The 13,257-nt window shown below is 45.3% G+C and carries 11 protein-coding genes; 7 read left to right on the top strand and 4 right to left on the bottom strand.

The window, feature by feature from the left end; translation table 11 throughout:
• Window positions 1-58 precede the first annotated feature (58 nt).
• Window positions 59-445: a MerR family DNA-binding protein gene (locus J5A60_RS06885; protein ID WP_005701473.1), complete on the bottom strand. Its 387-nt coding sequence runs from the start codon at window positions 443-445 to the stop codon at window positions 59-61.
• A 90-nt stretch (window positions 446-535) separates the two neighbouring features.
• Between J5A60_RS06885 and J5A60_RS06880 the strand changes: the two genes are divergently transcribed.
• Both J5A60_RS06880 and J5A60_RS06875 read left to right on the top strand, forming a co-directional pair.
• On the top strand, window positions 536-748 hold the full coding sequence (locus J5A60_RS06880) for a heavy-metal-associated domain-containing protein (protein ID WP_005701472.1): 213 nt from the start codon (window positions 536-538) through the stop codon (window positions 746-748).
• A 108-nt stretch (window positions 749-856) separates the two neighbouring features.
• Window positions 857-3,016, top strand: a complete 2,160-nt coding sequence (locus J5A60_RS06875; RefSeq protein WP_212509887.1) for a cation-translocating P-type ATPase — start codon at window positions 857-859, stop codon at window positions 3,014-3,016.
• A gap of 44 nt (window positions 3,017-3,060) precedes the next feature.
• Here J5A60_RS06875 and clpX read toward each other — a convergent pair whose 3' ends face one another.
• From clpX to J5A60_RS06860, 3 genes are all read right to left on the bottom strand, one after another.
• Window positions 3,061-4,308 carry an ATP-dependent protease ATP-binding subunit ClpX gene (gene clpX, locus J5A60_RS06870; RefSeq protein WP_212509886.1) on the bottom strand — a complete coding sequence of 416 codons (1,248 nt, stop codon included), beginning with the start codon at window positions 4,306-4,308 and terminating at the stop codon, window positions 3,061-3,063.
• Window positions 4,309-4,317: 9 nt separating this feature from the next.
• Window positions 4,318-4,899 carry an ATP-dependent Clp endopeptidase proteolytic subunit ClpP gene (gene clpP, locus J5A60_RS06865; protein ID WP_006719109.1) on the bottom strand — a complete coding sequence of 194 codons (582 nt, stop codon included), beginning with the start codon at window positions 4,897-4,899 and terminating at the stop codon, window positions 4,318-4,320.
• Window positions 4,900-5,124: 225 nt separating this feature from the next.
• Window positions 5,125-6,732, bottom strand: coding sequence for a phosphoethanolamine transferase (locus tag J5A60_RS06860; protein WP_212509885.1), 1,608 nt, complete (start codon window positions 6,730-6,732; stop codon window positions 5,125-5,127).
• A 238-nt stretch (window positions 6,733-6,970) separates the two neighbouring features.
• Here J5A60_RS06860 and gshAB point away from each other — a divergent pair, with 238 nt between their 5' ends.
• From gshAB to J5A60_RS06835, 5 genes are all read left to right on the top strand, one after another.
• The gene (gene gshAB / locus J5A60_RS06855; protein ID WP_212509884.1) at window positions 6,971-9,244 is read left to right on the top strand and encodes a bifunctional glutamate--cysteine ligase GshA/glutathione synthetase GshB; all 2,274 of its coding nucleotides are present in this window, start codon (window positions 6,971-6,973) and stop codon (window positions 9,242-9,244) included.
• A gap of 181 nt (window positions 9,245-9,425) precedes the next feature.
• Complete coding sequence (locus J5A60_RS06850) at window positions 9,426-10,529, top strand: PhoH family protein (RefSeq protein ID WP_212509883.1); 1,104 nt, start codon at window positions 9,426-9,428, stop codon at window positions 10,527-10,529.
• A gap of 55 nt (window positions 10,530-10,584) precedes the next feature.
• Window positions 10,585-11,049 carry an rRNA maturation RNase YbeY gene (gene ybeY / locus J5A60_RS06845; protein WP_212509882.1) on the top strand — a complete coding sequence of 155 codons (465 nt, stop codon included), beginning with the start codon at window positions 10,585-10,587 and terminating at the stop codon, window positions 11,047-11,049.
• Window positions 11,046-12,983 (top strand): tRNA(Met) cytidine acetyltransferase TmcA, encoded by a 1,938-nt coding sequence (locus J5A60_RS06840; RefSeq protein WP_212509881.1) that lies wholly within the window; start codon window positions 11,046-11,048, stop codon window positions 12,981-12,983. The genes ybeY and J5A60_RS06840 overlap by 4 nt, the downstream gene beginning before the upstream one ends.
• 51 nt (window positions 12,984-13,034) lie before the next feature.
• Window positions 13,035-13,211: a DUF5363 domain-containing protein gene (locus tag J5A60_RS06835; RefSeq protein WP_005701444.1), complete on the top strand. Its 177-nt coding sequence runs from the start codon at window positions 13,035-13,037 to the stop codon at window positions 13,209-13,211.
• Window positions 13,212-13,257: the final 46 nt, after the last annotated feature.

The following is a 13,257-nucleotide window of genomic DNA, read 5'->3' as shown; positions in this document are numbered from 1 at the left end:
TGAAGTGTATTTCTGATGAGAAAATATTTTAAATTCTCACCGCACTTTTCACGCTTTCTTATTCACTCAACCCCGCCAAAATCGAACATTCCGGGTAGTCGTTGCCTTGGCAGTTGTCGTGCCAACGTTGGAGTTCAGCCACCATGTTTTGTAATGCCTGAATTTGCGCGTTGAGGGTTTCGATATGCTGTGCCGTAAGTTGTTTCACTTCACGGCAGTTGCGATGCGGGTTGTCTTGCAATTGAAGTAATTGGGCGATTTGTTGCAGGGAGAAACCCACGCCTCGCGAGTGGCGGATAAAACGCAAACGGGCGAGATCGTTTTCTTCATAATAGCGGTAACCTGAAAGTGTACGTGTGCCGGCTTTGAGTAAGCCCCGTTTTTCGTAATCACGGATTTGTTTGGCAGATAAGCCGGTGAGTTTGGCTGCTTGACTGATGTTCATAAAAAGTGTTTGACCTTAACCTAACGTTAAGGTTTATATTAATCTCGCCGACCAAGGTCGGCAAGGTTTAACTTAACAAAGGAGCAAATAATGCAAAACGTAACCCTAAAAATTGATGGCATGACCTGTGGTTGTTGTGTGAAAAACGTGACTCGCGTATTGAGTGAATTAGATGGTGTCGCGCACGCAGAGGTAAGTTTGGAAAAAGCGCAAGCGGTCGTGAGTTTTGATGAAAATAAAGTGCAACCTGCCACGTTGGTGGAAGCGCTGGAAGATGCCGGGTTTGATGCCGAAGTGGTGTAATTTTTCTGCTTGTTAACGCGGCATTAAAACACTGTCTTATTTGACAGCGTAAAAACGAGTTGAAAACTCACCGCACTTTTCTGTGAAAGGAAATAAAAAGAGGATGTTATGCAAAAAGTCTCCCTTCAAATTGGTGGCATGACGTGCCAGTCGTGTGCCAGTCGGATTGAAAAGGTGTTGAATAAAAAGGATTTCGTGCAGCAGGCGGGCGTGAATTTTGCCAGTGAAGAAACGCAGATTACTTTTGATGAAAAGCAAACTTCCGTTGAACAACTGATCCAAATTATTCAGAAGACCGGTTTCACGGCACAATTAAAGCAAGAACAGGCAGCGTTGCCGCAAGAACGAAACATTTCGTGGCGGTTGATGTTGTTATGGCTGATTAACGTGCCGTTTTTAATCGGTATGCTCGGCATGATGCTGGGGCGACATGATTGGATGTTACCGCCGATGTGGCAAATGGTGTTAGCCACGATTGTGCAATTCGGTTTGGCGATTCCCTTTTATAAAAGTGCTTGGGGCAGTATTAAAGGTGGCTTGGCAAATATGGATGTGTTGGTCAGTCTTGGCACCTTAACTATTTATTTTTATTCCGTCTTTATGCTGTTTTATATGCCATACATGTCTCATGATCACGGTTCGGCGAATATTTATTTTGAAGCGTCCGTCATGGTATTGGGTTTTGTGAGTTTGGGAAAATTTTTAGAAGATCGCACCAAAAAGCACAGCCTAAATAGCCTTGGTTTGTTGTTACAACTGACACCGAAACAGGTGCGCGTGCAACGTAACGGCGAATGGCAGACTGTGCCGTTAAATCAGATCCAAGTGGGCGAACTGTTACGTGCTAACCAAGGTGAGCGCATTGCAGCGGATGGCGTAGTGGAAGAGGGTTCGGGTTGGTGTGATGAAAGCCATTTAACCGGCGAATCTGTGCCGGAAATGAAAAAATCGGGAAGCCATGTGTTGGCAGGGGCGATGGTAACGGATGGCAGTTTGGTTTATCGCACGCAACAGCTTGGCAGCCAGACCTTGCTCGGCGATATGATGAATGCCCTTTCTGAAGCGCAAGGCAGCAAAGCGCCCATTGCCCGTTTTGCCGACAAAGTGGCGGCGGTGTTTGTGCCAACGGTGATCAGCATTGCTTTACTGACGTTTTTACTCACTTGGTGGCTTCAACAAGATGTAGTGACGGCATTGATTCATGGCGTTGCGGTGTTGGTGATTGCCTGCCCTTGTGCGTTGGGCTTAGCGACGCCTGCGGCGATCATGGTGGGCATGGGTAAGGCCGTGAAACAGGGCATTTGGTTTAAAGATGCCGCCGCTATGGAAGAAGCCGCCCATGTGAACGCGGTGGTATTAGACAAAACCGGCACGCTCACAGAAGGCAAACCGCAAGTAGTCGCTTTTTGGCAGGCGCAAAGTGCGGTCTATTCTGAAGATGAAATTTATGCCTTAACCGCCGCCATTGAACAAAGCGCAACACATCCGCTGGCAAAAGCCCTTGTGCAAGCGGCAGAGGTGAGAGGCGTAGTGTTGCCTGAGGTGCAACATATTCAGGCAGAGGTGGGGCAAGGCATTCAAGGCGAGATTGAACATCTCGGCACGGTGAAAGTGGGGAAACCTGCCTATTGCGGTTTGATGTTACCGACCGATCTTGATCCCGTATGGCAAATCGCCAGCATTGTGGCGGTTGCCGTAAACGATCAGCCCATTGCTGCCTTTGCTCTAGCGGATACCTTAAAAGCGGATAGTCAAAAGGCGATTGAACGCTTAAAAGCAGACAATATCGACGTGTATATCATGAGCGGCGATAATCCAAATGTGGTGCAATACATTGCCGATCAGCTTGGGATTCAACATGCGCAGGGCAATATGTCGCCACGGGATAAAGCAAGTGCGATCAAACTTCTCCAAGAAAATGGCAACGTGGTCGCCATGGTTGGGGATGGCGTAAATGATGCACCGGCACTGACTGCGGCAAATGTGAGCTTCGCTATGCACGATGGTGCGGATGTGGCGCAACATAGTGCGTCTGCAACCCTGATGCAGCATTCAGTCAACCAGTTGGTGGATGCTTTATTGATTTCCCGCGCTACCTTGAAAAACATTAAACAAAATTTATTTTTTGCCTTTATTTATAACGTCTTGGGCATTCCGCTAGCCGCATTGGGGTTGCTCAGTCCGGTTGTAGCAGGCGCGGCGATGGCGATGAGTTCGATTTCCGTGTTAAGCAATGCGCTACGTTTAAAGAAAGTGAAAATTGAATAGTCGTGGAAAAGAAAAGTGCGGTTAAAATTAACCGCACTTTTTTATTAGTTCGAATAAATCAATTCCGGAGATTGGTTGTCGTTGATGACCTTTTCATTCACCACTACTTTTTCCAATCCTTCTAAAGAAGGCAAGTCGTACATGGTGTCAAGCAAGATGCCTTCGATGATCGAGCGTAAGCCACGGGCACCGGTTTTACGGACAAGGGCTTTTTTTGCCATGGCGATTAAGGCTTCTTTAGTGAATTCCAGTTTCACATTTTCCAAACCAAATAACGCTTGATATTGTTTACACAAGGCATTTTTCGGTTCGGTCAGAATACGCACGAGGGCTTCTTCATCTAATTCGCTTAACGGCGCAACCACCGGTAAACGTCCGATAAATTCCGGGATTAAGCCGTATTTCATTAAATCGTCCGGCTCTACCTGTTTGAATAAATCCGTCAATGTGGCTTTGTCTTTTTCGCTCTTAATTTCGGCGCCGAAACCAATCGCAGTGGCCACGCTGGTGCGTTTTTCAATGACTTTATCCAAACCGGCAAAAGCACCGCCGCAAATAAACAGAATTTTTGACGTATCGATTCGCAACATTTCCTGTTGCGGGTGTTTGCGTCCGCCTTGAGGAGGAATAGACGCAACCGTGCCTTCAATGAGTTTTAACAAGGCTTGTTGTACGCCTTCACCGGAAACATCACGGGTAATGGATGGATTCTCCGATTTGCGGGTAATTTTGTCGATTTCGTCGATATAAATAATGCCTTGTTCCGCACGTTCGATGTCGTAATCACAGTTTTGTAGTAATTTTTGTAACACGTTTTCCACGTCTTCGCCCACGTAACCGGCTTCCGTCAAGGTGGTGGCATCCGCCATAGCGAAAGGCACGTTTAACATACGCGCCATGGTTTCCGCTAAGAGGGTTTTACCGCTACCGGTCGGGCCGATCAGCAAAATATTACTTTTACCCAATTCCACATCGTTGGTTTGATGTTTGGTGCGTAGGCGTTTGTAGTGGTTATACACCGCCACTGCCAACACTTTTTTCGCGTAATCTTGGCCGATGACATAATCGTCTAAGTGGGCACGGATTTTGTGCGGTGTGGGTAATTCCTGTTCTTTTGTCACTTCTGCGTCTTCGCTTTCGGCTTCTTCGCCATGCTCTTCATTGAGCAACATATCGTGACACAATTCGATACATTCATTACAAATGTAACCGGAGGTGCCGGCGATAAGTTTATTGACTTCGTCTTGTTCTTTGCCACAGAAAGAACAATGTAATTCTTTATCTTTTGCCATGTTTATCTCTTAACGTTTGGTAAACACTTCATCGATTAAGCCGTAGTTTTTGGCTTCTTCGGCAGACATAAAGTTGTCGCGGTCAGTGTCTTTTTCGATGGTTTCAATGGGTTGTCCGGTGTGGAATGCCAAGCGTTCGTTTAACGTACCTTTGATTTTTAAAATCTCTTGGGCATGAATTTGAATATCCGATGCTTGTCCACGGAAACCGCCTAACGGTTGGTGAATCATCACACGAGCGTGAGGTAATGCGCCACGTTTGCCCGGTGCGCCGCCGGCCAATAAAAAGGCGCCCATAGAGCAAGCTTGTCCAACGCACAAAGTGCGCACATCGGGCTTAATGAATTGCATAGTGTCGTAAATTGCCATACCGGCAGTCACAGAACCGCCCGGTGAGTTGATATATAAATTGATGTCTTTATCGGGGTCTTCTGATTCTAGGAAAAGCAATTGTGCCACAATCAGATTGGCCATGTTGTCTTCCACTTCACCGCTTAGGAAAATCACACGATCTTTTAGTAAGCGAGAATAAATGTCATAGGCGCGTTCGCCGCGGGAAGTTTGGTCAACGACCATAGGAATTACACTCATATGTTCCTCGATTTAGTCAGGATAGGGTGAAAAGTGCGGTCAGAAAAAACGGAGTTTTTTGATATTGGACGAGCCAACAGCACCGCAAGAACAAAATTCTTTCATAAAAAACGGCGGCTATTTTACCTGAAAAATTGGGTTTGCTGAATGACTATTCCGGCAAAAATAAAAATGCGGTCATTCGTTTGAAAAAATGACCGCACTTTTAGGTGTTGGAGCCTGTTATTACGGTTCTTGTTTTGCCGGATCCTCTTTTAACGACTGATAGTCTACCAAGGCTCGCCAGTTAAAGACTTTGATCGGCTGCGGTTTCGGGTTGAAAAAATCTTCTTGGCTTAAATGACTTTCTTTAATGCCTAACCATTGGGCAAAGCCGTGAATAAAATTAAAAGCGCTTTGCGGGTTTTTAACGAGGGTTCTTTTGGTATCGTCACTGGAAAAACGAATAAACGGCACTTCGTAACTTTGTTTGTATTCTTTGTTATTTAGCATAGACAGATTTTTTCCTGCGCCTAAATGCGCCAAGCCATGATCTGAGAAATAAATGACGGAATAGCTTTGTCCTTGGTCTTTTAGAATTTGATTCACTTCAGACAATAAACTGTCCGTTTGTTTTAACGTATCTAAATAACAAGACATTTCTCGGCTAATTAAATGGAATTTCGGTTCTTCGCCATTTAAATGGGCGCAAAAGGTCGCGTGCGAACCAATTAAATGTAAAACGATTAATTTGGTTTGATCTTTATCTTTCGCCAAAAGTTGTTTTAATGGCTCCAATAATGCCGTGTCCGAGATATTGTCCGAATCATACCCGCCTTTTTTGGTAAAGAACGATTCATCTGCTTGAATGCCGATACGTGATGCCATGGTGTCCCATTCGCCCACTTTGCCTTGGTTAGACAGCCAATAAGTTTTGTAATGGGCAAGTTTGGCGAGTGAAATAATGTTATCGGTGTAAACCGTTTCTTCATTGTTATTAATGGAACGATACAGCGTGCGCTGTAAAGACGGTTGCGTATTTGGGCCAGCAGCCACATATAAATTGAAAATTAAGCCGTTCACTTGTTCTAAAAACGGCGTGGTTTTTTGTGGGTAGCCGTATAAAGAGGTGTAATCCCGTCGCATACTTTCGCCGATCACTAAGACATAGTTTTGATATTTTGGCTCCACGGAAAGGATTTGCCACTCCGGTGTTTTGGTCAAGGCATCATTTAATAATGCCCGTTGCGTTAAATAGGTGTTATTCACTTTGATGGCGTTGGAAAGAAAACTCACCGGATAAAATTTTGAGGCTTTAAAAAATTCGGAGAGCTTGAATTCTTTCTCGGGATCCGTATTTTTTACTTCTTTTGCAATGGGCTTATAAAGTGAAAAGGCGAGAAGAGCAAGGTAAACGGTAGCATAGATTTTCTTCTGAGATTTATTTGAGGTTTTATGTCGTTGAATCAATAAGATAACGATAAATAAAAGAAGATAGAAAAAGGTAAAAATATAAATAGAGAGCGGAATCGCTTTAAAAAAACCGATAGTTTCACTGAAATTGGTTTCATAAACCGAGGCAATTACCCCAATCGACACCGGACCATATAATAAGCCGGAAGGAAGATAGCCGAGAGAGAGGGCGAAAATAAAAAGAAAGCCAATTAAAAATAAGATCTTGCTGTGTTTCCGTAAGGTGAAAAGCAGCAAACCTAATGCAAAAATGCTCACCAGATTAGTCCGATAATTATCCAAAATGCCCAAAGCAATGTGGGAAAGAAAGGAAAAAATCAATAATGACAACGCAAAAGTGATATCATTATTGATGAGATTGTTTTTTTTGAATTGACTCATTTTATGTGCCTCAGGTGTTTTTCATGTGCTTTTCTAAGGGCGGAAATTTTAGACCCTTTATTTCCTAAAATGAAGTATTTTCGTTTCAATACATTAAGTTATAACCATTCCTTATGGGGGATGCGATTTTTTTATTTGCATTTAAGGGGATTAATTTTAATAATGTGGCAATTTTTGAAAAGGTATTGAGGCAGTAAGGCTTGAGCGAATTGAGCCTTACGCAAATAAAGGAAATTTTATGAATATTCAGCAGGTTATAAAAGAAAATCACTTGGAGCTGTTGTTCCAGCAAGGGTCATTTGGTCTTGAAAAAGAAAGCCAACGCGTGCATGCGGACGGGGCGGTTGTGGTGACGGAGCATCCAAAATGCTTCGGTAATCGTTCTTATCATCCTTATATCCAAACGGATTTTGCGGAAAGTCAGCTTGAGTTAATCACCCCGCCCAATAAAAAAATTGAAGATACATTACGTTGGTTATCCGCCATTCACGAAGTGGTGTTACGCTCTTTGCCGGAAGACGAATATGTCTTTCCGTTGAGTATGCCGGCCGGCTTGCCACCGGAGGATCAAATTAAAGTGGCACAACTGGACAATCCGGTGGATGTGGCGTACCGCGAGCATTTAGTGAAATCTTACGGTAAAAGCAAGCAAATGGTGAGTGGTATTCACTACAACTTCCAGCTTGAGCCAGCGTTCATTCAACAGCTGTTTGCGCGACAAAATGACTACCAAAGTGCGGTGGATTTTCAGAACGATTTATATTTGAAAATTGCCCGTAATTTTTTGCGTTATCAATGGATTCTCGTCTATTTATTAGCGGCCACGCCAACGGTTGACGCCAATTATTTTCGCCACGGCACGCCATTAAAAGCGGGGCAGTATGTACGTAGTTTACGTTCTGGTCAATATGGTTATGTGAATGACCCAAGTGTGAAAGTGTCCTATGACAGCCTGAACGATTATGTGACAACCTTGGAGCAGGCGGTCAACAGCGGACAGCTTATTGCCGAAAAAGAATTTTATTCTAACGTGCGTTTGCGTGGCGCGAAACAGGCGCGTGAATTGCTACAAAACGGCATTCAATATTTGGAATTCCGTCTGTTCGACCTAAACCCGTTTGAGGCTTATGGTATCGCCCTGAATGATGCCAAATTCGTGCATTATTTTATTTTGCTAATGGCGTGGCTAGATGAAGAATCCTTAGCAAGTGCAGTGGAATTAGGCAAAGAAAAATTAGCCCAAGTGGCATGGGAAAATCCGCTCTCGGCAACGGCTTTCCAAGCAGAAGGCGAACGTGTTTTACAGCAATTATTGGCGATGTTGTCGGAAATTCACGCCGACGCAGAGATGGCCGAGATCGTCAAAGAGAAACTGGCGCAGTTTGCTGATCCAAGCCAAACGCTTGGTGCGCGCTTAGTCAATGCTATCGAAGCCCATGGGGGTTATCAAAAACTGGGCGCGGAACTGGCGATTCGTTACAAAAAACAAGCCTTTGAACGTTTTTATGCGTTGTCAGCTTTCGACAACATGGAGCTTTCCACCCAAGCGCTGATGTTTGATGCCATTCAAAAAGGCTTAAAAATGGAGATTTTAGACGAGCGCGACCAGTTCTTAAGTCTGCAATTCGGTGATCATTTGGAATATGTCAAAAACGGCAACATGACCTCCCATGACAGCTACATTTCGCCACTCATCATGGAAAATAAAGTGGTGACCAAAAAAGTGTTGGCGAAAGCCGGCTTTAACGTGCCGCAAAGCGTGGAATTTACCAGTGTGGAACAAGCCGTGGCCAATTATGCTTTATTCGCAGGGCGTGCTGTGGTGATTAAACCGAAATCCACTAATTACGGTTTAGGCATCAGTATTTTCCAGCAGGGCGTGCATGATCCTGAGGATTTTGCCAAAGCCATTGAAATTGCTTTCCGTGAAGACAAAGAAGTGATGGTAGAAGATTACCTCACCGGCACGGAATACCGTTTCTTTGTGCTAGGTGATGAAACCCTTGCCGTGTTGTTGCGCGTGCCGGCAAATGTGATTGGCGATGGCGTGCATACGGTGGCGGAATTAGTGGCACAGAAAAATGATCATCCGTTGCGCGGTGATGGCAGTCGTACACCATTGAAGAAAATTGCGTTAGGTGATATCGAACAGTTACAGTTAAAAGAGCAGGGTTTAACCGTTGATAGCGTACCGGCGAAAGATCAGTTGGTGCAGCTGCGTGCCAATTCCAACATCAGCACCGGTGGTGATTCCATTGATATGACCGACCAAATGCACCCAAGCTACAAAGCCTTGGCGGTCGGTATCACCAAAGCTATGGGCGCCGCCGTATGTGGTGTGGATTTAATCATTCCCGATTTAACCAAACCCGCCGAGCCTAGCCTGCAATCTTGGGGCGTGATTGAAGCGAACTTCAATCCAATGATGATGATGCACATTTTCCCGTATGCAGGGAAATCCCGTCGAGTAACGCAAAACGTGCTGAACATGCTCTTTCCGGAACTGAAATAATGTTCCCATAGCGCAAAAGGCGAACTTAAAGGTTCGCCTTTTTGTTTACCTTAAGTGAGGTCGGTTTTACAACTGTTTTTTTGCCACATTCGATACTTGCGATCATGGCAAAAGACACACGTTTCAATGCAATTTATGCTATATTGTTCCTCACTTTTTGTGCATTTATTGAGGCTGAATTTTGACCGAACAAGTTACTCAAACCTTCACGTTGGAACCGCAAGATAACGAGCGTTTACGTTCGTTGTGTGGTGCAGGGGACGAACACCTTTCTTTAATCGAAAAATATTTCAATCTTTCCATTGCCCGCCGAGGTTTTACTTTTACATTGCAACCGCAAGGGGAAAATCCATCTGCACATGTTCAGCACCTTGTGCAAAGTGCGGTGGATTTAATTCGCGATTTATATGCGCAAACCGCGCCGGTGCGTGGGCAGATAAAAGAGTTAGATTTGGAAGATGTGCACATCGCGTTGGTGGAAAGCCGTATTTTAGAACAAGATACCGAACCAACCCGCTATGAAAGCAAGGTATACAGTACAACGATTAAAACCAAACGGGGCTTAATTAAGCCGCGCGGGCCAAATCAAATTCAGTATTTGCACAATATTTTGCGTTATGACATCAGTTTCGGTATCGGGCCTGCCGGGACGGGAAAAACCTTTTTAGGGGTTGCCGCCGCGGTAGAAGCCTTAGAACGGCAGGAAATTCGTCGCATATTATTGACCCGCCCTGCGGTGGAAGCCGGTGAAAAACTGGGTTTCCTGCCGGGTGATTTAGGGCAAAAGATCGAGCCGTATTTGCGCCCGCTCTATGATGCACTGTTTGAAATGTTAGGTTTTGAGCGTGTGCAAAAACTCATGGAACGCAATGTGATTGAAATTGCGCCGTTGGCATATATGCGCGGGCGCACTTTAAACGACAGCTTCATTATTTTGGACGAAAGTCAAAACACCACCGTGGAACAAATGAAAATGTTTTTGACCCGCATCGGCTTTAATTCGAAAGCGGTGATTACCGGCGACATTACGCAAATTGACCTGCCCCGTTCGCAAAAATCCGGTTTGCGTCATGCCATTGAAGTGTTGTCCGGCGTGGAAGAATTAAGTTTTAATTACTTCGACAGCAAAGACATTGTGCGCCATCCGGTGGTGGCGAAAGTGGTGCAGGCGTATGACGCTTGGGATGCGCAGGAAGAAATTCGTCGTCGCGAATTGGCGGAGCAACGTAAAGCAGAACGTGAAGAAAAAACGGAGCGCCAAGAAAAAGCCGAGCGCGAAGAATAAACTGAGAGAGAAGAAAAAGTGCGGTCAGAAATGACAATGAATTTAGGAGAGCAACATGGGTAAGATGATCATTGATTTACAAATCGCTTGTGAACAAGAAACCGGTTTGCCAACAGCAGAACAAATCGAACAATGGGCGACAGCCGCGGTACAACCGCAAAGTGACGAAGTGGAAATGACCGTGCGCATTGTAGATGAAGCGGAAAGCCATGAATTAAATTTGAATTATCGTGGCAAAGATCGTCCGACCAATGTGTTGTCTTTCCCTTTTGAATGCCCTGATGAAGTGGAACTGCCGTTACTCGGCGATTTGGTGATTTGCCGCCAAGTGGTAGAGCGTGAAGCGCAGGAACAAGACAAACCTCTCATGGCGCATTGGGCGCACATGGTAGTACATGGCAGCTTGCATTTACTTGGTTATGATCATATTGAAGATAATGAAGCGGAAGAAATGGAAAGCCTGGAAGCTCAAATCATGACGGGGCTGGGCTTTGCGGATCCGTATTTGAGCGAGAAATGAGCCGAGAACTCCTCATTTTAGTGGGCGAGGATGACTTCCTTGCCCACCAATTAAATCACAACCTTTCACTTAAAAGTGCGGTCTGGATTGGCGATGTTTCGCCGCACTTTGCCACCCAATCCTATTTTCCTTTTAGCAAAACGAAAAATCTGCTCGGCAGTGAATTTCTTGCCATCATTTATGACGCACGACAAGGCATTCACTTGGATGCCCTTGCTATTGCGGCAGGGACATTGCAGGACGGCGGTCAGCTATTATTGTTGTTGAATCATTGGGCAGATTTAGCCAACCAACCGGACTGCGACAGTCTGCGTTGGTCGGGTGAAAAATACGCCATAAACACACCGCACTTTATCGCCTTTTTACAGGAAAAAATCGCAAAATACGGTTTTCCTATTTATCAAAATACGCCGTTAAATCTTGCTCCACAGATGTCTCAAAAAGATCGTTCAACACATTGTCAGCCAACCTTAGAACAAGCCCGTTTATTGCAACAAATGGCGGAAGCCGAGGACGCGATTTTGATCATCACGGCAAAACGTGGGCGTGGAAAATCGGCGTTGGCGGGCCTCTTTGCCAAACAGCAAGTGGCACAAAACCAACCAGTGATTCTCACTGCGCCGAATAAAAGTGCGGTCAATATTTTCAATGCATTTGCCAGGGCGGAAATCACCTTTATGTCGCCTGATGAACTCAGTCAAAACCTCAGCGACGCGCCACAGCAATTTGCCAACCATTGGTTGTTTGTGGACGAAGTGGCGATAATTCCGTTAGACATCTTATTTCGTTTAACCAATGCTTTTAAACGGGTGGTGTTGACGACTACCATTCACAGCTACGAAGGCACGGGCAGAGGCTTCTTATTAAAATTCATGGCAAAAACCGACCGCACTTTGCGTCATTTTGAACTGTTTACGCCATTACGTTGGCAGACGGATGACAAACTGGAAGCGTTTATTGACGACCTGTTGCTGTGCGATTGCGAAGATCGTCTGCCACAGCCGCCTTGTGATAGGGTGCTTGCGGAGCAGATCCAAATTTCTTATTGTGAACGGATTCCTCATGATCAAATTGAATCTGTTTACGGCTTGCTGACCTTGGCGCATTATCGAACCTCGCCTTTGGATTTACGCCGTTTATTGGATGCACCACAGCAGCAATTTTACCTTGCTCAAGCACAGGATGCCTTGCTTGGTTGCGTATGGGCGGTGCCGGAAGGCGGGATAGAGGACAACATGTTAATTCACCAAATTCGACGTGGCGAACGTCGCCCACGTGGCAATTTGGTGGCGCAAATGCTGTGTTTCCAAGCTGGGGTGGAAGAGGCGTGTGCATTGCGTTCTTTGCGGATTTCCCGTATCGCCGTGCAACCCAACTGGCAACAACAGGGGCTTGGACAACGTTTAATTGCCAAGATGAAACAACAACAGATGAAACAACAGGGCGCGGTGGATTTTCTTTCCGTCAGTTTCGGTTATACGCCGGAACTTCTGGCATTCTGGCAAAAGTGCGGTTTTGTTTTGGTGCATTTTAGCGAAAGCAAAGAAGCTAGCAGCGGCTGTTATTCGGTGGTGGCGTTGTGTCCCTTGAGTGAGGAAGGGCGAGTATTCGTGCAACGGGCAGAAAAACAATTTCAACGCAATTTGCCCCTTTCTTTACATCCGCTCGCGACACAGTTTGCTCGGACAGAAATAGATTGGACGCTGGAGCGCTCGGATTGGCAATCGTTAAAAGATTTTGCCGATTTTTTCCTGCCGTTATCTTCTGTCTTGCCGTCGATTCGGCGTTTAATCACATCGGCAGGTGAAGCACCTTTTCCTTTGTTGGCAGATTATTGCAAACAGCCGAAAAAAAGACCGAATAAGAAAACATGGCTAGAAAATTGTCGTTTTGAAGTGAAGAAATGGTTGCAAAAAAATCCCGTCCTTTTATGATAACAACCTCTTAACAATTTAAAAGAAAAACGCAAAACCAAGGAGACAAAAATGAGCGAAGAAGGCAAAAAAAGTTGGGTGAAACGCGCGTGGGAAGCCTATTCTGATTTCTGTAAAGAAGCGGGTATTGAGCAAGGCACTTGCCGTGGCTGCGTGCCGGTGGTGAAGTTTGACGAAGACGCCGAACCGAAAGACAAAAAAGAACAGAAAGAGGAAAGCGCTCACTAAGATTTGCATGCCTGGGGGAGGCATTCCCCTAAGCATGACACTGTTT

Origin of the sequence: Aggregatibacter sp. oral taxon 513 (assembly GCF_018128305.1) — a bacterium.
Taxonomy (GTDB): domain Bacteria; phylum Pseudomonadota; class Gammaproteobacteria; order Enterobacterales; family Pasteurellaceae; genus Aggregatibacter; species Aggregatibacter segnis_A.
The sequence above is the reverse complement of the archived record's forward strand: the minus strand, read 5'-3'. Positions and strand labels throughout refer to the sequence as shown.